Below are 22976 nucleotides of genomic sequence, written 5' to 3'. Positions count from 1 at the left end.
CCTCAGCCCCCGCCCCGCACCCCTTCCCGTGACCGAGGAGCCCGCCATGGGGTACGCCCATGAATACGCCGCCGCGATCCTCCAGCGCGGCCGGGTCCCGATGGACCCCGCCGACTTCGTGCCGAACTGGCAGGACGGCCCGCGCAAGGCCAAGTTCTACCCCGGCGTCGACAGCCTCCCGCTGCCCGACTGCGCCTACCCGGCCGACGCCTCGCTCGACCGGGGCCTGGACCAACAGGCGGGCGGACGGGCGGAGTTCGACCTCGCGCTGCTGGCCGGGATGCTCCGCGACTCCTACGGGCTGACCGGCCGCCGCCTGGGCGTCCAGGCCAACACCGACCTCAGCGCCCTGCCGCACTACCCGCTCGCCAACTGGTCCCGGGGCTCCGCGTCCGGCGGCGGCCTCTACCCGGTCGGCGTCTACTGGGTGTCCGGCCCCAGCGGCCCCGTGCCGCCGGGCGTGCACTACTACTCCACCCGGCACCACGCCATGCAGCGGCTGCTGACCGGCGACGTGTCGGGCGACGTGCGCGAGGCGCTCGGCGACGGGGCGCCGGGCCCGGACACCGACCAGTACCTGGTGCTCGGCATCAAGTACTGGCAGAACGCCTTCAAGTACAACAACTTCTCCTTCCACGCCGTGTCCATGGACCTCGGGGCCTGCGTGCAGACCTGGCGGATGTGGGCCGGTGCCCGCGGGCTGGCCGTCGAACCCGCGCTCTGGTTCGACGAGGAGCGGCTCGGCCGGCTCCTCGGCGTGGACACCCGGGAGGAGGGCATCTTCGCCGTCGTCCCGCTGAAGTGGGCCGGGGCCGCCCCCCGCCCCGCGCCCGCCGCTCCGGTCTCCGTGCACCACCGGGACCGCGAACGCTCGCGCACCGTCCTCGCCTTCGACGCGCTGCGCCGGATGCAGGCCGTCACCGCCGCCGGGGCCACCGACCGCCCCGACCCGGCGGCACTCGCCCCGGCCGCCGCGCACCCCGCCGACCGGACCCGCGCCGAGGTGGCACTCCCGCCCGCCCCGCCGCTCGACACCGACGTGCGCACCGCACTGCGCGCCCGCCGCAGCAGCTTCGGCCGCTTCGACGCCCAACACCCGATCAGCGCCGGACAGTTGGCGGCCTGCCTGGCCGCCTCCGCGGCCGGTGCGCGGCTCGGCGGGGACACCGGGGGGCAGCGGCTGGCCAAGCTCTACGCGTTCGTCGGCCACGTCGAGGGGATCGAGCCCGGCGCGTACGAGTACGACCCCGACGCGCACACCCTGCGCCTGGTGAAGTCGGGCAGGCCGGGCGAGTTCCTGCAGAAGAACTACTTCCTGTCGAACTACAACCTGGAACAGGCGGCGGCGGTCCTGGTGCCCACCGTCCGCACCGATGCCGTCCTCGACGCCGTCGGGGACCGCGGCTACCGCCTGGTCAACGCCACCGTCGGGGCGATCGCCCAGACCGCCTACACCACCGCCTCCGCCGTCGGCACCGGCTGCGGCGTGGCGCTCGGCTTCGACAACATCTCGTACATCGAGGAACTCTCGCTCGCCGGGACGGGCGAGGCGCCGCTGCTGATCATGATGATCGGCAACGAGCGGCCCGCCCCGGCCGACTTCCGGTACGAGATCGCCTGAGAGCCCGCCGGACGGCCTCCGGCCGGGCAGCCCCGGCCCGAGGCCCGCCCGACCGGCCCCGAGCGCCGCCACTTCGGCCCGACGACCCGCGACCGGAACGAGAAGGGGAGACCCCGCATGACGCCGGACCACCCACCCACCGCCACCACCACCCGCTCCCGCTTCATGCTGCGGGTCGCCGGGCTGCCGGTCGAGAGCGTCCGGGCACTGCGCTGCCCGGACAGCCGCCGCTGGGCCGACGAGGTGCTGCACGCCACCGAGCGGTCGCGGGCCGACGGTGAACGGCTCGGCGACCTGATCCACGGCCTCGTCGGCGGCACCGAGGACGAGGCGCTGCGCCGCACGCTCCTGGGGCTGCGCCGGGACGTCTTCAACAACAGGCTGCCGTCGCCCGCCTCCGCCGACCGGTCCCTCGCCCTGGTGCGCGGGCTCGACGAGGAGGCCGGCGCGGCGCTCGCGGACTGGCTGACCGGCCGGCGCCGCCTGGCGGAGCACCGGGCGGCCGGTGCGGCCCTGCTCGCCGACGAGACCCGGCGCGCCCGCGCCGCGCTGCGCGCCCTGGCGGGCGAGGAACGGCTGCGCAAGGGGCTGCTGCTGGCGTCCCCGGTGCTGGACGCCCAACTCGACGCGTACGCGGGCGACACGGCCGACACGCCCCCGGACAAGAAGCGGCGCAAGATCGAACGCTCGCTGCTCTCGTACCTCTACCGCACGGCGTGCAAGACCAGCCCGTTCTCCACGTTCACCGGGGTCGTCCCCGGCACCTTCGCCGAAAGCGCCGGGGGCGCCGAGGGCGACGGGGAAGGCGGGCTCGGGGTCCGGGTCGAGGACGACTGGGCGGGGCTGCTGCGGCTCAACGTCGCCGCCGTCGGCCGCCTCGCGGAGGCGGTGATCGCGGACCCGGTCCGCCGCGCCGACCTGCCGGTCGCCCCGGCCTCCGGCTGGAACCGCGACGACGACCGGGTCCGCTACGTGCGCCGCTGGGTCACCCAGGGCGACGAGGACACCGCCGTCACCTTCGACGCCGTGAAGGACCGGCTGTTCTTCCTGCGCCGCAGCGGCACCCTGGAACGCCTCCTCGGCCTGTTCGAGGAGCGCGGCACCCTGCGCCACGGGGAACTGGCCGCCTGGCTCGCCGCGGACCAGGACGCCGACGAGGAGGAGTGCGCCCACTACCTGCGGGCCCTCCTCGACCTCGGCATGGTCCAGGTCCCCTGCCTGCGGACCGAGGTCCACGACACCGACCCGCTGCGCGCCTTCCAGACCTCGCTGCGCGGCCTGGACCGGCCCTGGGCGGACCGGCTGGCCGGCCGGCTCGACGCCCCGGCGTCCTGCGTCGAACGGTTCGCCACCGCGACCCCGGCCGAACGCCGGTCGCTGATGGACGAGTTGCGCACCGCACTGCGCACCGTCCAGGAGGAGGAACTCGGCACGGACCGGGCCCGGATACCGCAGACCCTGCTGTACGAGGACGTGGCGGCCGGGCGGCGCACCGAACTGTCCGCCCCGGCCTGGGAGCGGCTGGCGGCCGGGCCGCTCGGCGCGGTGGAACGCGTACTGCCCGCCTTCGACCTGACGCTCCCGCAGCGCGTCACGTTCAAGGGGTTCTTCCTCGCCCGGTACGGGCAGGGCGGGCGCTGCGACGACCTGCTGAAGCTGGTCCACGACTTCCACGAGGACTTCTTCGACCAGTACATGTCGTTCACCGCCAAGCGCACCGCGTTCGACGCGGACGGCAACTACGTACCGGAGGAGAACTGGCTCTCCCTGCCCCAGCTCAAGGCCCTCGACACGGCCCGGCAGACCTTCGTGGACCGGATGCGGGCCCTGTGGGCCGACTGGGAGAAGGCGGGCGGGAACCGGACGGGCGGGGGCGGCGACGAGATCCGGATCGACGCCGAGGTCCTCGACGAGGTCGCCGGTGAACTGACCTCGCTGGAGGCACAGTTCACCCCGCTCGCGCACCATGTGCAGATCGTGGACCGGCCCGCCGACCCGCTGCTCGTCCTCAACCGCTCCTACGGCGGGGTCTCCTTCCCGTTCAGCAGGTTCACGCACCTCTTCGACGGTCTCGACGGACAGCTCCTCGACGACACCGCCCGGCTCGTGCCCGAGGGCGCCGTCCTCGCCGAGGTCACCGGCGGGCCCGTCACCAGCAACCTCAACCTGCACGGCCGGCTCACCGAGTACGAGATCGTCTGCCCCGGCGAACGCGGCACCCTGCCCGCCGACCACCGCATCCACCTGGACGACCTCCACCTCGTCCACGACCGGGACGCCGACCGGCTCGTCCTGCGCTCCACCCGGCTGGGCAAGGAGGTGGTGCCCGTCTACCTGGGCTACCTCGTCCCGCTCGCCCTGCCCGAACTGCCCCGCACCCTGCTGCTGCTCTCGCCGACCTCCATGTCCCCGCTCAATGTGTGGGGCGGGGTGCCCGAGGGCGCGGCGGAGGGCGGGGTCACCCACAGACCGCGGGTGCGGCACGGCAGCGTGGTCCTCGCCCGGCGCAGCTGGAGCGCGCCCGCCGCCGTGCTGCCGCTGCGCGGACCCGGCACCGGGGACGACGAATGGTTCCTGGGCTGGCACGCCTTCCGCCGCGCCCACGGCCTGCCGGACCGGGTCTTCGCCACCGTCGCCGACAGCGGGGCGCGCGGGGCGACCGGGGCCAAGCCGGGCTACGTCGACTTCGACAGCCCGCTCTCCCTGGCCGCGTTCGAGGCACTGATCAGGACCGCCGGGGCCCGGGTCGTGTTCCGGGAGATGCTGCCCGACGAGGACGCGCTGCACGCTGTCTCCGGCCGGGGCCACCACGTCGCCGAACTCGCGGTGGAGACCGTCCCCGCCCGAAGGAGAGAGCAGTCATGACCGCAGCCCCCCTCGCCCCGGAAGCCGGGCGGACCAGCCGGGCGGGAGCCTGGCAGGCCACCCACGTCTTCTACGCCGCCAACCCCCGGCCGATGCTCACCCACTGCATCCGCCCCCTGGTCGCGGAACTGGAGGCGGACGGCCTGCTCGCGGGCTACTTCTTCATCAACTACTGGCTCGAAGGCCCCCATGTGCGGCTGCGGATCAAACCGTCCGCCCCCGAGGCGGAGGCGGAGGTCCGACGCCGCACCGAGGCGGCCCTCGACACGTTCCTGGCCGAACGGCCCGCGCTGTACGAGGTCGACTCCGGGTTCCTCAACGACTTCTACAACACCCTGTTCGACATCGAGTTCCCCGGCGCCGAACGCAGCCACTACACGGACGACCAGGGCCGGATGAGGCTGCGCCCCAACAACTCGCGCAGCGCGGAACCGTACGAACCGGAGTACGGCAAGTACGGCGGCCCGGCCGGGATCGAGCTCGCCGAATGGCACTTCCGGCACTCCAGCGACCTCGTCATCGACGCTTTCCGGACGAAGAACCTCCATCTGCGGACCGTGCTGCTCGGCACCTCCGCCCAGCTGATGATGGTGATGGCCGCGGCCTTCCTGCCGGACCGGGAGGAGCTCGCGGACTACCTCGACAGCTACTACGAGTTCTGGCACCGGGCCTTCCCCGGCACCGGCTTCATCGGCAGCGACGAGTACGACCGCAACTACGCCTCGATGGCCTCCGGCCTGGCCGCCCGCTTCGCCCGGATCAGGGCCGCCGTGGCGGGCGAGGAGGGTGCGGCCCGGCTGCCCGGCTTCCTCGCCGGCTGGGCCGAGCACTGCGTCGAACTGCGCGAACGGGCCGTCGAACTGACCCTGAAGGGCGAGCTGACGTTCCGCTCCTGGGACGGCGAGCGCGACGAGACGGTCACCGACCCGGCGGCCTCCCTGCCGCTGCTGCTCTCCCCGTACATGCACATGACCAACAACCGGCTGCACGTGACGATCAGGGACGAGGCGTACCTCTCGCACGTGCTCGGCCGGGCCCTGCGGGAGTCGGAGTGAGCGCCGGTGCCGGTGCCGCCGACGCGCTCGCCGAGTACCGGCCCGCGCTGCGGCCCCGCGTCCTGCTCAGCGAGGCGCTGCTGCACGGCGCCGCGACGGTGCACCTGATCAAGGACACCGACAGCGGCAGCTCCTTCAAGGTCGGCCCCAAGGAACACTTCCTCATCGCCCGGATGGACGGGGAGCGCAGCCTGCGGGAGATCGGCGAGGAGTACGCGCGGGAGTACGGGCGCAGGCTGGACGGCGCCCGCTGGCAGCAGATCCTGCGCATGCTCGGTACCCGCGGCCTGCTGGCCGGGGCCCCGGCGGCGGCACCCCCCGCGGCACCGGAGCCCGCGCCCGCCGCGCCGCCCGGCCGCGGGCTGCTGCGCGGCAGCATCCGGCTGGTCGCCGACGCGGACGCCACCACCGCCCGGCTGCACCGGGCGGTCGGCTTCCTGCTGGTTCCCGGCCTGCTGGTGCCGCTGCTGGCCCTGGTGGTCGCGATGGAGACGACCGTCGTCCTGAGCACCGGCGAACTCCTCGTGGCCGCCCGGGATTCGTTCGCCAATCCGGTGCTGCTGGTCGGCATCGCCACCCTGCTCTGGTTCAGCACCGCCCTGCACGAACTCGCCCACGGAGTCGTCGCCCGGCACCACGGCGGCACGGTGGCCGAAATCGGTCTGCGCTGGCGGCTGCCCGTGATCATCATGTACTGCACCGTCGACAACTACCTCTACCTGGGCTCCCGTCGGCAGCGCGTCGACACGGCGCTGGCGGGAGCAGTGATGAACCTGCTGTTCCTGCTCCCGTTCTGCGCCCTGTGGCTGTTCGCCCCGCTGGACGAGGCCACGCACGACGCGCTCGGCGCCCTGCTGCTCCTGGGCAGCGTGCAGGCGTTCGCCATGCTGATCCCCCTCCCGCCGCTGGACGGCTACCGGATCGTGAGCCAGCTGTGCGGGGCCACCGACCTGGCCGCCTCGACCGGCGCGTACCTGCGCCTGGCCGTCCGCCGCGACCCGGCCGCCGCCGCGTACCCGCGCCGCGCCCGCACCGTCTACCTCGCCTACGGCCTGGGCTCGGTGCTGGTGCTCGTACTGATCATCGGCGCCGTCGTGGCCGCTGCCCGCCATCTGCTGACCGTGTGACCCCCGACCGCAAGGAGAAGCCATGCCCCCCACCGCCCCGTCCACGTCCCCGGAGAACGGGACCGGCCCGGACGGCGGACCCCCGCCGACCGCCGTCGTCCTGGCGGACGTCCACAAGCGGTACGGCGACACGCACGCCGTGAACGGGGTGTCCCTCACCGTGCCGCGCGGCGAGTTCTTCGGACTGCTCGGCCCCAACGGGGCGGGCAAGACCACCCTCGTCGAGATCATGGAGGGGCAGCGCAGGGCCGACTCCGGCACCGTGACCGTCCTCGGCGCCAGTCCCTGGCCGCGCAACCCGGAGCTGCTGCCCCGGCTCGGCGTGCAGACCCAGACCTCGGCGTTCTTCGTCCGCCTCACCGCCCGCGAGCACCTGCGCACCATGGCCGCCCTCTACCGGACGGACCGGGCTGCGGCCGAACGCGCGCTGGAGTCCGTCGGCCTCACGGAGCAGGGCGACACCCGGGTGGACGACCTCTCCGGCGGTCAGCGCCAGCGGCTCGCCATCGCCTCCGCGCTCGTCCACGAACCCGAACTGATCTTCCTGGACGAACCGACCGCGGCCCTCGACCCGCAGGCCCGCCGGGCCCTGTGGCAGGTGCTGCGCGACCTCAAGAGCGAGGGCCGCACCATCGTCTACACCACCCACCACCTCGACGAGGCCGAGGCGCTCTGCGACCGCGTCGCCATCATGGTCGACGGCTCCGTCGCCGCCCTCGACAGCCCCGCCCGCCTGATCGCCGCGGCCGGCCCCACCACCCGGCTGGTGGTCCCCGCGGGCCACTTGACCCTCGCCCGCGCCCAGCAGATCGAGGGCGTGGACCGCGTCACCGAGGAACCGGACGCGCTCGTCCTGGAGACCCTCGAATCGGGCCGGGTGCTGGCCGCCCTCGACGCCCTGGGCGGACTCCGGGGCGTGCAGACGCGCACCGCCAGCCTCGAAGACGTGTACCTGACGCTCACCGGCACCCCGCAGCCGTAACGGCCCCGACCCCCCCCGCACCACCAGCGATACGGAGACCCCCGATGAGCGCATACGCGGCGCTGAGCCAGGCCGGATACCGGGCCTACACGCGCGACAAGACCACCCTCTTCTTCACCTTCGCCTTCCCGCTCATCTTCCTGGTGGTCTTCGGACTGATCTTCCACGGGCAGACCGTCGAGGAGAGCGGCAAGCCGTACATCAACTACATCGCCCCCGGCGTCCTGTCGTGGGGCGTCGGCAACGCGGCCGTGTTCGGGGTCGGGTTCGTCCTCATGCAGTGGCGGCGCGACGACATCCTGCGCCTCATCCGGATGACCCCGACACCCGTCTCCGCCGTCCTCGCCTCCCGCTACGTCCTGGCCCTGGGCATCGGCGCCGTGCAGGCCGCGCTCTTCGTCGCCGTGGCCCTGCTGCCCTCGTTCGGCCTGGAACTGGACGGCCGCTGGCCGCTCGCCCTGCCCGTGCTGGTCATCGGCATCACCGCGTTCCTCGCGCTGGGCGTCATCGTCGGCAGCTACGCGAAGACCCCCGAGGCCGTCGCCGCCGTCGCCAACTGCCTGATGATCCCCATGGCGTTCCTGTCCGGTTCGTTCTTCCCGCTGGACGCCATGCCGGGCTGGATGCAGAACCTCTCCCGCGTCCTGCCGCTGCGCTACCTCAACGACGGGATATCCGGCGCCCTGACCGGCGACGGCACCGCCGGGGACATCGGCCTGTCCTGCGCGGTGCTCGCCGGTTTCGCCCTCGTCCTGATCGCGATCGCGCTCAAGACCTTCCGCTGGAGCGACAAGTCATGACGACCGCCACCGCCGCCCCGCCCGTGCGCGGCGAGAGCCCGCTGGAGGACGCCCGCACCGTCCTCCAGCAGGCACTGACCGCCCGCCACGCGCACTCGGCGGACCCGTCCGCCCTGCCCGCCCCGCTCGTCGTCCCGCTGGGCGCGGCCGACACCCTCGGCTTCGGCCGCCCCGATCCGTACGCCGCCGACCGCCCCGCCGCCAACGTCCAGCTCACCTCCCGCGCCGCGCTGATCGGCCCCTGGGGCGGCACCCCGGACGCCGCGGCCTGCGGACAGTGCCTGGCCATGCGCTGGCAGCGGTTGCGCAGCCGCTCGGAGCGCGAGGCCCTGGAACGGGGCGGCACCCCGCACGGCGCCACCCACTGGCCGGTCCTCACGGACTACGCGGTCGACGCCGTCTGGGCCACCTACCGCGCCGCGCTGGGCGGGGGCCACGACGCCCCCGAGGCGACCCCCGCCGACCGCGCCCTGCCCCGGGTCACCCGGATCGACCTGGTGACCCTCGCCACCGCGACGTTCCCGCTGCTGCCCGAACCCCTGTGCCCCGCCTGCGTCCAGGAGGTCCCCGACACCGCCGACGCGGCCCGCATGGTCCTGCGCCCCGCCCCCAAACCCGACCCGGACGGCTACCGGCTGCGCCCGCTGTCCTCCTACCCCCTGCCGACCGCGGCCCTCGCCAACCCGGTCTGCGGGGCGCTGGGTTCGGACGTCTGGATCAACCCCACGTCCACCACCACGGCACCGGTCGCCGGCACCCACTTCGTCCGCGGCTACGCCGGACTCAACGACGTCACCTGGAGCGGCCAGGCCAACGGCTACGACACCAGCCGCGTCCTCGCCCACCTGGAGGGCCTGGAACGGTACGCGGGCACCACCCGCAGACGCGGCACCTCGCCCGTCGTGGGCAGCTACCACGAACTGGCCGACCACGCCGTGGACCCCGCCGCGTGCGGGCTCTACGCCCCCGAGACCTACGCGAGCGACCCGATGGTCTCCCCGTTCGACCCGGACCGGCCCATCCCCTGGGTGTGGGGCCACTCCCTGCGCGACGACCGACCGATCCTGGTGCCCGCCCGGCTCGCCCACTACAGCGCCGGGGTCGAGGCCGACAACTTCGTCTTCGAATGCTCCAACGGCTGCGCCACCGGCGGCAGTCTGGAGGAGGCGATCCTCTACGGGCTGCTGGAGATCGTCGAGCGGGACGCCTTCCTCCTGGCCTGGTACGGCCGCGCCCCCCTCACCGCGATCGACCTCGGCGCCTGCTGCTCCCCGGCCGTCCGCACGATGATCGACCGGGCCGCGCTGCACGGCTACGACGTCCACGCCTTCGACACCCGGATGGACCTGACCGTCCCCGTCGTCACGGCCCTCGCGGTGCGCGGGGACGGCGGACACGGGACGCTGTCGTTCGCCGCCGCGGCCGGGTTCGACCCGGAGGACACCGTCGAGTCCGCCCTGTCCGAAGTCCTCACCTACATCCCGCACCTGCCCTACCAGGTCGCCGAACGCCACGCCGAACTCGTCGCGATGGAACGGGACTTCACCCTCGTGCGGCAGCTGAAGGACCACGCCCAGCTGCACGGCCTGCCCGCGATGGCCGAGCACGCGAAGGAGTACCTGAACCCCGTCGCCGTCCGCTCCCCGGCCGACACCTTCGCCGACTGGGAACCGCTGCGCCCCCGCACCGGGGACCTGCGGGACGACCTGAACCTGCTGGTCGGCCGGATCGCCGCCGCCGGGCACGACGTCATCGCGGTCGACCAGACCACCCCCGAGCAGCGCCGGATGGGCCTGCACACCGTCGCCGCCCTCGCCCCCGGCCTGCTGCCGCTGGACTTCGGCTGGACCCGGCAGCGGGCCCTGCTGATGCCCCGGCTGCGCACCGCCCTGCGCACCTCGGGACGGAGGGCGGACGACCTCCCGGAGTCCGCGGTCAAGCGCGTCCCGCACCCCTTCCCGTGAGGGCCGCCGCGGCCCCCGCGCCCCTTCCCGGGACGCCCGCGGGCCCCCTCCGCGCCGTCGGCGCGAAGAGGGCCCGCGTACCCGCGTGTGCGACCGGATCAGGCGCAGCAGGAGGTGGTGCTGGTGGTGCTGGAGCAGGTCGACGTCGAGGAGCAGGACGTCGAACCGGCGAGCACGACCTCCGCCGCGTCCGAGTAGTCCGAGATCTCGAAGGTCTCCGACTCCAGCTCCAGGATCTCGTCGGCGAGGGTGGCGAGCTCGGTCTTCGGGGCCATGGTGTTCTCCCTTGGCTCACGGGGATCGGCCGGCCGCTCCGGCGCTGTTCCCCTGCGGTGCTGCCATTGCAGCGGGGGCCGCTGTCAGATCGGCCGCGCTTTCGCTGTCAGATCGCTGGCACCCCGTGACAGCGGAACGCCGAACTTCTGAAACCGGCCCGGCGCAGGCTCATGACAGGACCCAGACCGCCCCAGCGGAACGAGGTGAGATGGCATGAACACAAAGGAGAATTCCGCTCCACCCGAACCCCCGCCACCGGTACCGTCCCCGCCCGTTTCGCGAACGGTCCTGCGCCCCGCGATCGAGCTGTACCTCGACGTGCACGCCCACCCGGAGCTCTCCGGGGCGGAGGCACGCACCGCCGGCCTGTTCGCCGCCCGGCTGGAGGCGAGCGGCTGCGCGGTCACCCGGAAGGTCGGCGGCGGCCACGGAGTCGTGGGCGTCCTGCGCAACGGACCCGGCCCGACCGTGCTGCTGCGCACCGAACTCGACGCACTGCCGGTCACCGAACGCACCGGCCTCGCCTACGCGAGCACCGTGCCCGGCGCGATGCACGCCTGCGGCCACGACCTCCATCTCGCCGCGGTCGCCGGGGCGGTGGACGAGCTCTCCCGCACGCGCACGGAGTGGAGCGGCACCGTCCTGGTCGTGGGCCAGCCCGCCGAGGAGACCCTGAACGGGGCGCGGGAGATGCTGGCGGACGGGCTGTACGAGCGGTTCGGCACCCCGGACGCGGCCCTCGCCCAGCACACCTCGCCCGCCCCCGCCGGCACCCTCGCGCACGCCGCGGACTTCCGTACCCCCTTGATGGCGGCCGGTGCGGCGGTGGACGTCACCCTGTACGGGCGGGGCGGCCACGCGGGCACCCCGCATCTCGCCGTCGACCCGGTGCTGGCGGCGGCGGCCACCGTCCTGCGGCTCCAGTCCGTCGTCTCGCGGGAGACCGCCCCGGCCGAACAGGCGGTGCTGGGCGTCGGGATGCTGCGGGCCGGGGAGCGCGGCAACGTGATCCCGGAGACGGCCGAACTGTCCCTGTGCATGCGGGCGTCGTCCGAGCAGGCGCTCGACCGGATGACGGCCGCGGTGCGACGGATCGTGGCGGCCGAGAGCGCGGCGTCCGGCTGCCCGCGGGAACCGGACCTCGCCGTCACCGCGCGCTCGCCCGCCCTGCGCACCGACGCCGCCGCCACCGCGGCGGTACGCCGGGCGCACGAGGCGCTGTTCGGCCCGGAACGGGTGACGGACTGCGGCCTCCTCACGGCCACCGAGGACTTCTCGTGGTTCGGCGCCGCGTCCGGCGTCCCTGCCGACGCTCCGTTCGGCTCCCCGACCGAAGCCCCGGCCGTGGCCACGGTGTACTGGCTGCTCGGCACGACCGGGGTACGGCAGTGGCGCGCCGCCCGCGCGGGCGGACCGCCCGTACCGCCCAACCACGCGCCGGAGTTCGCCCCGGACGTGCGCACCGCGCTGCCGACCGGGATCGCGGCGATGGCCTCGGCCGCCCGGCAGGTGCTGGACCGCGTGCGGGACGACGGGCCGAACCCGGAGAGGAACGCGCCATGAACCGTTTCGACCGGGAGACCGTCCACGGCCCGGGGGCGGGGTGCCCCGCGGGCCATGTCGACGTGGTCACCGTCCGCCGGGACAGCACCGCACCGACCGGCGAGACCACCGTCGTACGCCTGTTGAGCCTGCTCCCCGCCCACTGGGCCTGCACCCCGAGTTCCGTGGGCTCCGACCGGATCGCCCTCCGCATCGACCTGACCCGCAGCGTGGACCGGCCGACGGTCCACCGCGCCGTCTCCGGCGCCCTCGCCGACCGGGCGCTGGAGGGCTGGACGGAGGAACGATGAGGACGGGGACGGGGACGGGGCGGGGGAGGCGTCCGGGCCCGCCGCGGCCCGTCCCGCGGTCAGATCCAGCCGCGTTCCCGGGCCAGCAGGGCCGCCTGGGCCCGGCTCGCCGCGCCGAGCTTCTGCATCAGGTCGGCGACGTACCGCCGGTAGGTCCGTACCGACAGGCCCAGCTCCCGGGCACCCGCCTCGTCCTTGCCCACGGTGCACATGGACACCAGCACCCGGCGTTCCGTGTCCGACAGGCACGTGTCGCCCGTCCCGGCGTCCTCGGCGTCCGTCTTCGACAGGTCCTCCGCCTGGTCCCAGATCTTCTCGAAGAGGGCGATGATGTTGGAGACCAGCCCGCTGCGGTGGGCGAGCAGCGCGCCGCGCGAGGTGTCGTGCGGGTCCAGCGGGACCAGCGCGGCCTTGCGGTCGTACACCAGCAGCCGCTCCGCGGTGTGCGCCGTCACCCGGATCGAGGCCCCGTGCTCGACCAGCTCACGCAGATATGCGGCGGTTGCCGCATCCTGCAACGCGGCACGGGCGACGACGTTCCGGATGCGCACACCGCGTGCCAGGCACCGCAGGTCCAGCGGGCGCGAACGGGCGATGTTCTCCGGCGACAGCTTCGTGTACGGCTCCACGGAGAGGATCTCGTCCCGGGCGAAGAAGGCGAGATCGTCGATCCGGTTCCGGATCCGCTCGAGCCCCTCCAGCTGCTCGATGCCCGGCGGAGAGGGGCGTCGCGCCCCCTGCTCCGCGCGTAGACCGTCGATGACGTGCCGGGAACAGGTGACGCGCTGGAGCTCCTGGTGCAGGGCGTGCAGCCGCAGATCGGTCAGCCGGGTCAGGGCGACTTCCGGATCGGTCGGGAAAATGCGCTGGTCGGGGCCCTCCGGATGGATCAGCCCCAGCTCCTGGAGACGGTCGACGCACGCACGGGCGGCCTCCGGGCCGGTGTGCAGCAGGAGATGCAGGTCGTCGGTGGCGGTACCGGGGTTGCGCAGGAAATGCCGGTAGAGCTCTTCCTCGGTCTCCGAGACCCCGAACACGGACATCTCGTTGTCGCCCACACGCGCCCCCGCTGACTGATCCGTGCATGGCCGTACACCTCCGGGGATCGCCCGCGGGTGCTGGTCGACGGCTGCTCTGCTCACTGGCTGTGGAATCTTCGGCCAAAGCGTAGACGCTGGGGCCGCTTCTGTGAGGATCCCGGAGGCAACTGTGTGGGAGGTGGAGACGAACGGTGTGTGGCCCACGACGAGCGGGCCCGGACGCGCGGCGGACGGTATCCGGAGGACAATTCCGGACAGCATTCCGGAGGGCATCCGGAGGGCATCCGGAGGGGACCCGAAGGGCATTCCGGACGGCGGTCCGGCGGCGTCCGGAGGGCATCGCGCACGGGGCCGCCCCCCGCCGCCGACGCCCCGTCGCCCGCCGGATCCGGGCCGACCGCCCTCCGGGTCCCGGCCGATTGCGCACGCGGCTGTCACACCGGCGTCGTACGCTGGGTTCCCCCGGCCCGTGAGACGTGTCGGGCCCTTCGCGTTGCCCCTCCACGCGGCCCTGGCAGCAGCCGGCTGCCGGGACCCGCCCTCGTTACCCGGACGGAAGCCCTTCATGAGTCTGCACGGCCTGCTGGATGTCGTCGTACGTGACCCGGCACTCTCCGAAGCGGTGAAGGCCGCCGACGACGGCCACCGGATGCACGTGGACCTCGTCGGCCCGCCCGCCGCCCGGCCCTTCGCCGTCGCCGCCCTGGCCCGCGAGACCGGGCGGACCGTGCTCGCCGTCACCGCGACCGGCCGGGAGGCCGAGGACCTGGCCGCCGCGCTGCGCACCCTGCTGCCGCCGGACACGGTCGCGGAGTTCCCGTCCTGGGAGACCCTGCCGCACGAACGGCTCTCGCCCCGCTCGGACACCGTGGGCCGCCGCCTCGCCGTGCTGCGACGCCTGGCGCACCCCAGGGAGGACGACCCGGAGACGGGGCCGGTCTCCGTCGTCGTCGCCCCCGTCCGCTCCGTGCTCCAGCCGCAGGTCGAGGGGCTCGGCGACCTGGAGCCCGTGTCGTTGCGCATCGGGCAGGCCGCCGACCTCGGCAGGACGGTCGAGGCGCTCTCGGCCGCGGCGTACGCCAGGGTCGAACTGGTCGAGAAGCGCGGCGAGTTCGCCGTGCGCGGCGGCATCCTGGACGTCTTCCCGCCGACCGAGGAACACCCCCTGCGGGTGGAGTTCTGGGGCGACGACGTCGAGGAGATCCGCTACTTCAAGATCGCCGACCAGCGGTCGCTGGAGATCGCCGAACACGGGCTGTGGGCCCCGCCCTGCCGCGAGCTGCTGCTCACCGACGAGGTGCGCGAGCGGGCCGCCGCCCTGGCCGAGCGCCACCCCGAGCTGGGCGAACTGCTCGGCAAGATCGCCGAGGGGATCGCGGTGGAGGGCATGGAGTCCCTCGCCCCGGTCCTGGTCGACGACATGGAACTGCTGCTCGACGTGTTGCCGAAGGGCTCGATGGCGCTGGTCTGCGACCCGGAGCGGGTCCGCACCCGGGCGGCCGACCTGGTCGCCACCAGCCAGGAGTTCCTCCAGGCGTCCTGGGCGGCGACCGCGGGCGGCGGCGAGGCGCCCATCGACGTCGGCGCGGCGAGCCTGTGGGGCATCGCGGACGTCCGGGACCGGGCCCGCGAGCTGGGGATGATGTGGTGGTCGGTCTCCCCGTTCGCCGCCGACGCCGCGGACGAGGAGGACGACACGCTCACGCTCGGCATGCACGCCCCGGAGGCGTACCGCGGCGACACCGCCCGCGCGTTCGCCGACACCAAGGGCTGGATCGCCGACGGCTGGCGCACGGTGTACGTCACCGAGGGCCACGGCCTCGCCTCCCGCACCGTCGAGGTGCTGGGCGGCGAGGGCGTCGCCGCCCGCCTCGACCCGGACCTGGCGGAGGTCTCCCCGTCCGTCGTCCACGTCTCCTGCGGCGCGATCGACCACGGCTTCGTCGACCCGGGGCTCCGGCTCGCCGTCCTGACCGAGACGGACCTCACCGGGCAGCGCACCGCCACCAAGGACCTGGGCCGGATGCCGGCCCGCCGCCGCAAGACGATCGACCCGCTGACGCTGGAGACCGGCGACTACATCGTCCACGAACAGCACGGGGTGGGCCGCTACATCGAGATGGTGCAGCGCACCGTGCAGGGCGCCACCCGCGAGTACCTCCTCGTCGAGTACGCCCCCGCCAAGCGCGGCCAGCCCGGCGACCGCCTGTACATCCCGACCGACCAGCTGGAGCAGGTCACCAAGTACGTCGGCGGCGAGGCGCCCACCCTGCACCGGCTCGGCGGCGCCGACTGGACGAAGACCAAGGCGCGCGCCAAGAAGGCCGTCAAGGAGATCGCCGCCGACCTGATCAAGCTGTACTCGGCCCGGATGGCGGCTCCCGGCCACACCTTCGGCCCCGACACCCCCTGGCAGCGCGAACTGGAGGACGCCTTCCCGTACGCGGAGACGCCCGACCAGCTCTCCACCATCGCCGAGGTCAAGGAGGACATGGAGAAGTCCGTCCCGATGGACCGGCTGATCTGCGGCGACGTCGGCTACGGCAAGACGGAGATCGCGGTGCGGGCGGCGTTCAAGGCGGTCCAGGACGGCAAGCAGGTCGCCGTCCTCGTGCCCACCACCCTCCTGGTCCAGCAGCACTACGGCACGTTCACCGAGCGCTACTCCCAATTCCCGGTCAACGTAAGGGCGCTGAGCCGCTTCCAGTCCGAGACCGAGTCCAAGGCCACCCTCGAAGGGCTCCGCGAGGGCTCCGTCGACCTGGTCATCGGCACCCACCGCCTCTTCTCCTCCGAGACGAGGTTCAAGGACCTCGGCCTGGTCATCGTCGACGAGGAACAGCGCTTCGGCGTCGAGCACAAGGAGCAGCTGAAGAAGCTCCGCGCCAACGTGGACGTCCTCACCATGTCCGCGACGCCCATCCCCCGTACGCTCGAAATGGCCGTGACGGGCATCCGCGAGATGTCGACGATCACCACGCCGCCCGAGGAGCGCCACCCGGTCCTCACCTTCGTCGGCCCGTACGAGGAGAAGCAGATCGGCGCGGCCATCCGCCGCGAACTGCTCCGCGAGGGCCAGGCGTTCTACATCCACAACCGCGTCGAGTCGATCGATCGCGCCGCCGCCCGGCTGCGCGAGATCGTCCCGGAGGCCCGTATCGCGACGGCCCACGGCCAGATGTCCGAACAGGCCCTGGAACAGGTGGTGGTGGACTTCTGGGAGAAGAAGTTCGACGTCCTGGTCTCCACGACGATCGTCGAGTCCGGCATCGACATCTCCAACGCCAACACCCTGATCGTGGAGCGCGGCGACAACTTCGGCCTCTCCCAGCTCCACCAGCTGCGCGGCCGGGTGGGCCGGGGCCGCGAGCGCGGCTACGCGTACTTCCTCTACCCCCCGGAGAAGCCGCTCACCGAGACCGCCCACGAACGCCTGGCCACGATCGCCCAGCACACCGAGATGGGCGCGGGCATGTACGTGGCGATGAAGGACCTGGAGATCCGCGGCGCCGGAAACCTCCTGGGCGGCGAACAGTCCGGACACATCGCGGGCGTCGGCTTCGACCTGTACGTCCGCATGGTGGGCGAGGCGGTCGCCGACTACCGGGCCTCCCTCGAAGGCGGCGTCGAGGAGGAACCGCCGCTGGAGGTCAAGATCGAGCTCCCGGTCGACGCCCACGTCCCCCACGACTACGCCCCGGGCGAGCGGCTGCGCCTCCAGGCGTACCGCGCCATCGCCTCCGCCAACACGGAGGACGACATCAGGGCCGTCCGCGAGGAACTCACCGACCGCTACGGCAAGCTCCCCGAACCCGTCGAGAACCTCCTCCTGGTCGCGGGCCTGCGCATGCTGGCCCGCGCCTGCGGCGTCGGCGAAATCGTCCTCCAGGGCCCGAACATCCGGTTCGCCCCGGTCGAGCTGCGCGAATCGCAGGAACTGCGCCTCAAGCGCCTCCACCCCAAGACGGTCATCAAGCCGGCCACCCACCAGATCCTCGTCCCCCGCCCCACCACCGGCCGAATCGGCGGCAAACCGGTGGTGGGCCGCGAACTGCTGGCGTGGACGGGGGAGTTCCTGACGACGATCCTGGGGTCCTGACCCCGGAACGCCCCGTTCCCCCGGCCCCACCGCACATGTGGCGGGGCCGGGGGAACGGACCACCGGCCGTCCGGGCCCGCTGTCACGGACCTCCGGCCCTGCCGGTTCCTCACGTGGCTGCGTCACCTCGGAGGAGGAGCCCCTCATGCGCGCCAGGCGGCCAGCAGATCCGCGGGAGCGAGAGCCAGATCCGGGTGCACGCCGTCATCGACCCCTGCCGGGCACACAGCCAGCAGAGGGGCCGCCGACGCGCCCGGTACGGCGGATCGGGCCTCGGCGAGGCGGGAGAGGTCGCGGTCGCTGAAACGCTTGGTCTCATGCCACTTGACCGAGCCGAGGAGGAGCATGCGCTTCCCCGAGGCGGCGGGCACGACGATGTCGTACTCCTGGCTGTTGTCACGGTTCCACCAGCTTCCCACCCGCCCGGCGTCCTCCAACCCCGGCAGCTCCGGGCCGAGTCGGTACACCGCCTCCTGGACGAGCGGTTCGACGGCGCGGCCCCGCCAGCTCGGCCAGCCCCGGTCGAAGGCGGTACGGGCGATGTCCGCTCGGCCACGGGCGATGTGGGCCTGCTGTTCCTCGACGAAGCGGAACCAGAAGCGCAGGTACGGGTCGTCGATGCGGTAGCGCCGCAGTTTGCTGTTCGCGGGCGCGCCCACCGGCACGTCGACGCTGACCACTCCCTTGTCGGTGAGCACCTTTATGGCCCTGGTGACCGCTGTGTGCGCGGTGCTTCCTTCCTCGGGAAGCCTTCCGACGACTTGAGTGAAGGTGCTGACTCCGATGTCGGCACCCCCCATCGCGGACAGGACGCGCCGCGCCTGCTGTGCGTCGGGGAATTCGGCGTCGAGGGAGCGTTGTCCCATCACGGCCAGGTCGCTGTTCTCGTCACCGAGTTGTTCGTGCACGAACGCCCGCGTGCTGCGCGCGCGTGCGCGGTCCAGCACGAGGCGCGGGTAACCCCCGGTGATGAGCGCGGTGTCGAAAGCGGCCGGCGGGTCCCCTTCGCTGCCCAGGGCCTCGGCGCATTCGGCGGGGTCGAAGGGGGCGACAGTGAGGTTCCGGGCCCGCCCGTGGAGAGGCCTGTCGTGCTCGGTCAGCCGCTCCATCATTCCGACGTCGGAGCCGATCAGCACAAAGAGAACGGGGGTGTTCTCCAACTGGCGGTCCCAGGCGTTCTGGAGCTGCCCCTCCAGGGTCGGATCCGCCGCGGCGGCCCAGGGAAACTCGTCGATGACGACGACGGAGGGGGTGCTGCGGCATGCGACGGCGATCCTGCCCAGCGCGTCCCGCCAGTCGCCGGGGGCAGCGGAGAAGAGGGAGTCGGCATCGGCGAGTGGGGTCGTCGAGGTACGCAGCTCGGCTGTGAGGGTCTGGAGCTGGGTGGCCGGCGGTGCGTTCTTCACTGCGGAGAAGTAGAGGTAGGGCAGCCCCGACTGCTCGACGAAGTGTGTGAAGAGCCGGGACTTTCCCACCTGCCGACGGCCGCGTACGGCGAGCAGTTGTCCCGTTCCGGACTCCCGGATGCGCAGTGTGCGGCGTTCCAGATCGGCGAGCGTGCGTTGACGGCCGTAGAAGCCCATGGTCTGCCTTCCGGACCTCGATGAAGCATGCGTGGGCTAATCGTACATCGATGTAACATACGTGGATGTACGTTATGTAGTCCTCGTGGGCGGGGCTTCTGTGGGAGTTCGCGGCAAAGTGGGCGGAGCCCCCAACTCGCCCGCCCTCGATGCACACGGCGTACGCCGCCAGCCGGAAACTCATCCCGTACCCCCCGCTTCTTCGGTCCCGCTGATGTGTTCAGGAACTTTCCGGCGCGAACAACAGCTCCGCGAGGGAGCGGAAGACCGCCTCGGGGTCCTGTGTGCCCACCGCCCCCTCCAGGTTGCCGCTGAGCAGCAGCGTGGCGAAGCCGTGGGCCAGTGACCAGGCGGCCACGCCCGCCAGCCGGGCGTCGTCGCCGTGTCCGGTGGAGGGGAGTTCGGTGACGCCCGCGCGCAGCTCGGCCGAGGCCCGGTCCTTCGCCGTGAGCAGTTCGGGGTCGTCGGTGCGGTAGAGGTCCGGCCGGAACATCACGTGGAAGTGCGCCGGGTGTTCGGCGGCGAACCGTACGTACCGCACGCCCCGCTCCTTCAGGTCCGGGGCGTCGGCCAGCTCGTCGGCGAAGAGGACGTAGCCCTCGGTGGCGATGGCGGTGAGCAGGCCCGTGCGGTCCTTGAAGTGATGGGCGGGGGCCGCGTGGGAGACGCCGGCCCGGCGTGCCAGGTCGCGCAGGCTCAGCGCGCCCGGTCCCTCGGTGCGGATGACGTCGAGTGCGGCGGCGAGGACGGCTCGTCGCAGGTCGCCGTGGTGGTAGGCGCGCTCGCTGGTCATGTGCAGCAGATTACGCGGAATCTTGTCGTTGACAAGTTCCGGGAGGGGCGACACTCTGAGCATCTAGTCAGCGACAAGATGAGTGGCGTCGTGGAGGGCGGAGACATGTCCGAGGAACTGGGCCGGGTGCGACAGATGTGGCACCTGCTGGAACCCCTGCACGCCGTGCTGTATTACGCGCCGGAGGCCGTAGAGGAAGTCGCCGCGCTCGGGCATCGCACCGACGAGCGGTGGCCGGGCTACTTCGCCTGGCGCGCCGCCCCGCTCGGGGAGGCCGACGCGGGGCGGGTGGCCGAGACGTTCTACAGCTTCAGCCCGGCGATGGTCGGCGAGTACGTGCCCGCCATCTGGTCCGTCGCCTCTCCCGGCGCGGTGCTCGCGGCCCGGACGCGGGCGGTCGACCGCACGTACCGGAAGCTGCTGGGGGACGCGGTCGCAGGCCCGGAGCCGGGCGAGGCCGCCGCGCTCGTGCGGCGCGTCGCGGAGGCGGCCGACACCGCCGGTCGGCCGCTCGCCGCGGCCAACGCCGCCCTGCCCCCGCCGGACGAACCGCACCTCGCGCTCTGGTGGGCGGCGACGGTCCTGCGCGAGCACCGTGGCGACGGCCATCTCGCGGCGCTCGTCGGGGCGGAGCTCGACCCGGTCGAGTCGCTGGTCTCCTTCGCCGCCGTCGGTGCGGCGCGCCCGGAGGTGTTCGCGAGCCGGGGGTGGAACGACACGGAGTGGCGGGCCGCCCGGCAGCGGCTGGTGGACCGCGGGCTCCTGGGCGAGGACGGCATGGCGACCGGAGCGGGGCGGGCGTTGCGCGCCGAGGTCGAGCGGCGCACGGACGAGGTGGCCGCGGCCCCGTGGCGGGCGCTCGGCGAGGGGGAGCGGGAACGGCTCGTCGAACTGCTGGGGCCGCTCTGGGTGGCGGCGATCGGTTCCGGACTGCTGCCTTCCGAGACAACTCTGGGCATCGGGAGGGTATGAGCGGCCGGAAGGCCGGACGGTGTGATTCCGGCCGCATCCTGCGCGTGGCGTGCTCATGAAATGTTCGCGGGCGGGGAAGGCATTCGTACGATTTCAGGATTCTGCTTTCTCCCCGTCAGGACGGCTTCACGTGATAGCTCCCCGCATGTACCGAGTGACCCTGCCCGCCCTCGGCGTGGCAGCGGCGCTGGCTCTGGCCGGCTGTAGTTTCGAATCGTCCTCCTCCGAGGAGGAGGGCCGGGTCGTCGGCGGGTTCGGGGCCAGTCCGCTGAACAACCCCGACGGCACGAAGCCGGGGCTCGCGCCGCTCACGTCCGAGGCGGACCGGGCGGCCGGCCGGAAGATCATCGAGAAGGTGGCGACGAAGGGGCGGGGGCCGAAGACCGGGTACGCGCGGGAGGAGTTCGGCTACGCGTGGAAGGACTCGATCGACGGGGTGCCGCTCGCCAGGAACGGCTGCGACACCCGCAACGACCTCCTCGCCAGGGACGGCGAAGACGTGAAGCTCCGCTCCGGTTCGGACTGCGTGGTCGTGTCGATGACCCTCAAGGACCCGTACACCGGCTCGACCATCGACTGGAGCAAGCAGCGGCCCACCAGGATCCAGATCGACCACGTCATGCCGCTCTCGTACGACTGGCAGATGGGGGCCTCGCGCTGGGACCGGGACAAGCGGCAGCGGATCGCCAACGACCCGCTCAACCTCCTCCCGGTGGACGGCCCGGCCAACAGCGCCAAGCGGGACTCGGGCCCGGCGTCCTGGCTGCCGCCGTACAAGCCGATCCGCTGTTCCTACGCGGTGCGGTTCGCGCAGGTCTCGCTGAAGTACGAACTGCCCGTCACCGCCGCCGACAAGAAGACGATGCTGGAGCAGTGCGGCGGCTGAGCCGGATGGATCGGGTGCGCAAGGGGAGTTGAGGGGCGGGGCCGGGCGGAGTGTTCGCCCGGCCCCGGGCGGTACTGCAGGGTGCGGGCGGCGCCGCCGTCGATGCGGAGGGACTCGCCGTTCCACCGCCGGCCCCTCGGACGCGTCGTCTCGGGAGCGGGCGGCCCCGGTGCCGGGCGTGGGTGACGGATGCGCGGAACCCGCCCCAAGTGGGGCGGGTTCCGTCGGTGCGGTCCTGGGAGGGGCCGGGCGGGATCAGGGCTTCGGCTGCTGCGCCGTGAACGGCTTGTCGAACTCCGAGAACTCGACCGTCACGGGGGCGGTGGCGTGCCCCGCGGCGTCGGGACCGGGTCCGGCGCGCAGCTTCAGGAGGTAGGGGCGGCCGTCGGCGGCGATGCTCGCCGACCACTTCCGGCCGCCAGCCCCACCGGTGACGGCCAGGGCGGACGTGCCGGAGGCGGGCGTCGTCGCCTTCCCCTTGCGGGCCGTTCCGCTCGTCGGGGCGAGGAGGCCGAGGAACGTCTCCCGGTCGCAGTAGCGCTCGGCCGTCCTCGCCTGCCGGTCGCCGGCGGCGGGCTTCACCCAGCGGCCGGTGAGCTTCTCGATCTCGGCGTCCTCGCGCGGGCCCTGCCGGGTGGAGGCCGCCCGCAGCATCGCGGCGTCGGAACGGGTGCGGACCGTGCCGCCCGTCCGTACCAGTTCCAGGGTGCCCGCCGCGCCCATGGAGAGCGTGACCGTGCACGTGCCCCTGATGTCCGTGGCGACGTACGCCTCGACCGGGCCGTCGGACGTCGTCGTCCGCACCGTCATGCGTACCGCCTTGGCGGCCCGGGTCGCCGCGAGGGACTTGTTGACGACCTCGGGGCCGGTCAGTCGCGCGTAGGGGGCGGCGGAGTCGGGGGCCTCGTCCGGAAGCATGCCGCAGGCCGTCGCGAGGGCGAGGGCGGTCGCGGCGCTCAGGGCGGCCGCCGAGACGCGGGCGGGAAGGCGCATGGTGGATCGGCTCCGGTCGGGACGGGAGGGGCGGGATCCCGGCGGGAAGGGCCGGAGTCCCGGGGAG

At 73.1% G+C, this 22976-nt stretch carries 17 protein-coding genes; 12 read left to right on the top strand and 5 right to left on the bottom strand.

Translation table 11 applies throughout. From position 1 onward, the window contains the following. Positions 1-46: 46 nt before the first annotated feature. The 7 genes from ACWCXX_RS19090 (at position 47) to ACWCXX_RS19060 (ending at position 10414) form a co-directional block, all read left to right on the top strand. Positions 47-1621 (top strand): nitroreductase family protein, encoded by a 1575-nt coding sequence (locus ACWCXX_RS19090; RefSeq protein ID WP_451128670.1) that lies wholly within the window; start codon positions 47-49, stop codon positions 1619-1621. Between the two features lie 117 nt (positions 1622-1738). Continuing rightward, the gene (locus ACWCXX_RS19085; protein WP_451128626.1) at positions 1739-4486 is read left to right on the top strand and encodes a lantibiotic dehydratase; all 2748 of its coding nucleotides are present in this window, start codon (positions 1739-1741) and stop codon (positions 4484-4486) included. After that, complete coding sequence (locus ACWCXX_RS19080; protein ID WP_451128624.1) at positions 4483-5541, top strand: lantibiotic dehydratase C-terminal domain-containing protein; 1059 nt, start codon at positions 4483-4485, stop codon at positions 5539-5541. The genes ACWCXX_RS19085 and ACWCXX_RS19080 overlap by 4 nt, the downstream gene beginning before the upstream one ends. Beyond that, a complete protein-coding gene (locus tag ACWCXX_RS19075) occupies positions 5538-6668 on the top strand; it encodes a M50 family metallopeptidase (RefSeq protein WP_451128622.1) in 1131 nt (376 codons plus the stop codon). The genes ACWCXX_RS19080 and ACWCXX_RS19075 overlap by 4 nt, the downstream gene beginning before the upstream one ends. 22 nt (positions 6669-6690) lie before the next feature. Then, positions 6691-7650: an ABC transporter ATP-binding protein gene (locus tag ACWCXX_RS19070; protein WP_451128620.1), complete on the top strand. Its 960-nt coding sequence runs from the start codon at positions 6691-6693 to the stop codon at positions 7648-7650. Positions 7651-7694: 44 nt separating this feature from the next. Then, positions 7695-8450, top strand: coding sequence for an ABC transporter permease (locus ACWCXX_RS19065; RefSeq protein ID WP_451128618.1), 756 nt, complete (start codon positions 7695-7697; stop codon positions 8448-8450). Further along, a complete protein-coding gene (locus tag ACWCXX_RS19060) occupies positions 8447-10414 on the top strand; it encodes a TOMM precursor leader peptide-binding protein (RefSeq protein ID WP_451128616.1) in 1968 nt (655 codons plus the stop codon). The genes ACWCXX_RS19065 and ACWCXX_RS19060 overlap by 4 nt, the downstream gene beginning before the upstream one ends. Positions 10415-10512: 98 nt before the next feature. On the opposite strand, the gene ACWCXX_RS19055 is transcribed toward ACWCXX_RS19060, so the two are convergent. Further along, entirely contained in the window at positions 10513-10689 is a 177-nt protein-coding gene (locus ACWCXX_RS19055; RefSeq protein ID WP_073790073.1) for a thiazolylpeptide-type bacteriocin, read from the bottom strand. A gap of 214 nt (positions 10690-10903) precedes the next feature. Here ACWCXX_RS19055 and ACWCXX_RS19050 point away from each other — a divergent pair, with 214 nt between their 5' ends. Continuing rightward, entirely contained in the window at positions 10904-12253 is a 1350-nt protein-coding gene (locus ACWCXX_RS19050; RefSeq protein ID WP_451128614.1) for an amidohydrolase, read from the top strand. Next, positions 12250-12543, top strand: a complete 294-nt coding sequence (locus ACWCXX_RS19045) for a hypothetical protein (protein WP_451128612.1) — start codon at positions 12250-12252, stop codon at positions 12541-12543. The genes ACWCXX_RS19050 and ACWCXX_RS19045 overlap by 4 nt, the downstream gene beginning before the upstream one ends. A 59-nt stretch (positions 12544-12602) precedes the next feature. Here the strand turns inward: ACWCXX_RS19045 and ACWCXX_RS19040 are convergent, their stop codons facing one another. Further along, the gene (locus ACWCXX_RS19040) at positions 12603-13601 is read right to left on the bottom strand and encodes a helix-turn-helix transcriptional regulator (RefSeq protein ID WP_451128610.1); all 999 of its coding nucleotides are present in this window, start codon (positions 13599-13601) and stop codon (positions 12603-12605) included. 547 nt (positions 13602-14148) lie between these two features. Here ACWCXX_RS19040 and mfd point away from each other — a divergent pair. Continuing rightward, positions 14149-17682 carry a transcription-repair coupling factor gene (gene mfd, locus ACWCXX_RS19035; RefSeq protein WP_451128608.1) on the top strand — a complete coding sequence of 1178 codons (3534 nt, stop codon included), beginning with the start codon at positions 14149-14151 and terminating at the stop codon, positions 17680-17682. A 143-nt stretch (positions 17683-17825) separates the two neighbouring features. Here the strand turns inward: mfd and ACWCXX_RS19030 are convergent, their stop codons facing one another. Then, positions 17826-19265, bottom strand: a complete 1440-nt coding sequence (locus ACWCXX_RS19030; RefSeq protein WP_451128606.1) for an ATP-binding protein — start codon at positions 19263-19265, stop codon at positions 17826-17828. 220 nt (positions 19266-19485) lie between these two features. Further along, on the bottom strand, positions 19486-20058 hold the full coding sequence (locus ACWCXX_RS19025; protein WP_451128604.1) for a TetR/AcrR family transcriptional regulator: 573 nt from the start codon (positions 20056-20058) through the stop codon (positions 19486-19488). Between the two features lie 105 nt (positions 20059-20163). Here ACWCXX_RS19025 and ACWCXX_RS19020 point away from each other — a divergent pair, with 105 nt between their 5' ends. Then, the gene (locus ACWCXX_RS19020; protein ID WP_451128602.1) at positions 20164-21030 is read left to right on the top strand and encodes an SCO6745 family protein; all 867 of its coding nucleotides are present in this window, start codon (positions 20164-20166) and stop codon (positions 21028-21030) included. Positions 21031-21175: 145 nt separating this feature from the next. Next, positions 21176-21916 (top strand): HNH endonuclease family protein, encoded by a 741-nt coding sequence (locus ACWCXX_RS19015; protein WP_451128600.1) that lies wholly within the window; start codon positions 21176-21178, stop codon positions 21914-21916. A 255-nt stretch (positions 21917-22171) separates the two neighbouring features. Here the strand turns inward: ACWCXX_RS19015 and ACWCXX_RS19010 are convergent, their stop codons facing one another. Next, the gene (locus ACWCXX_RS19010) at positions 22172-22909 is read right to left on the bottom strand and encodes a hypothetical protein (RefSeq protein WP_451128598.1); all 738 of its coding nucleotides are present in this window, start codon (positions 22907-22909) and stop codon (positions 22172-22174) included. Positions 22910-22976: the final 67 nt, after the last annotated feature.

The organism is Streptomyces sp. NPDC001732 (assembly GCF_053596315.1).
Note: the sequence above shows the minus strand (reverse complement) of the source record. Positions and strands in the feature narration are given on the sequence as shown.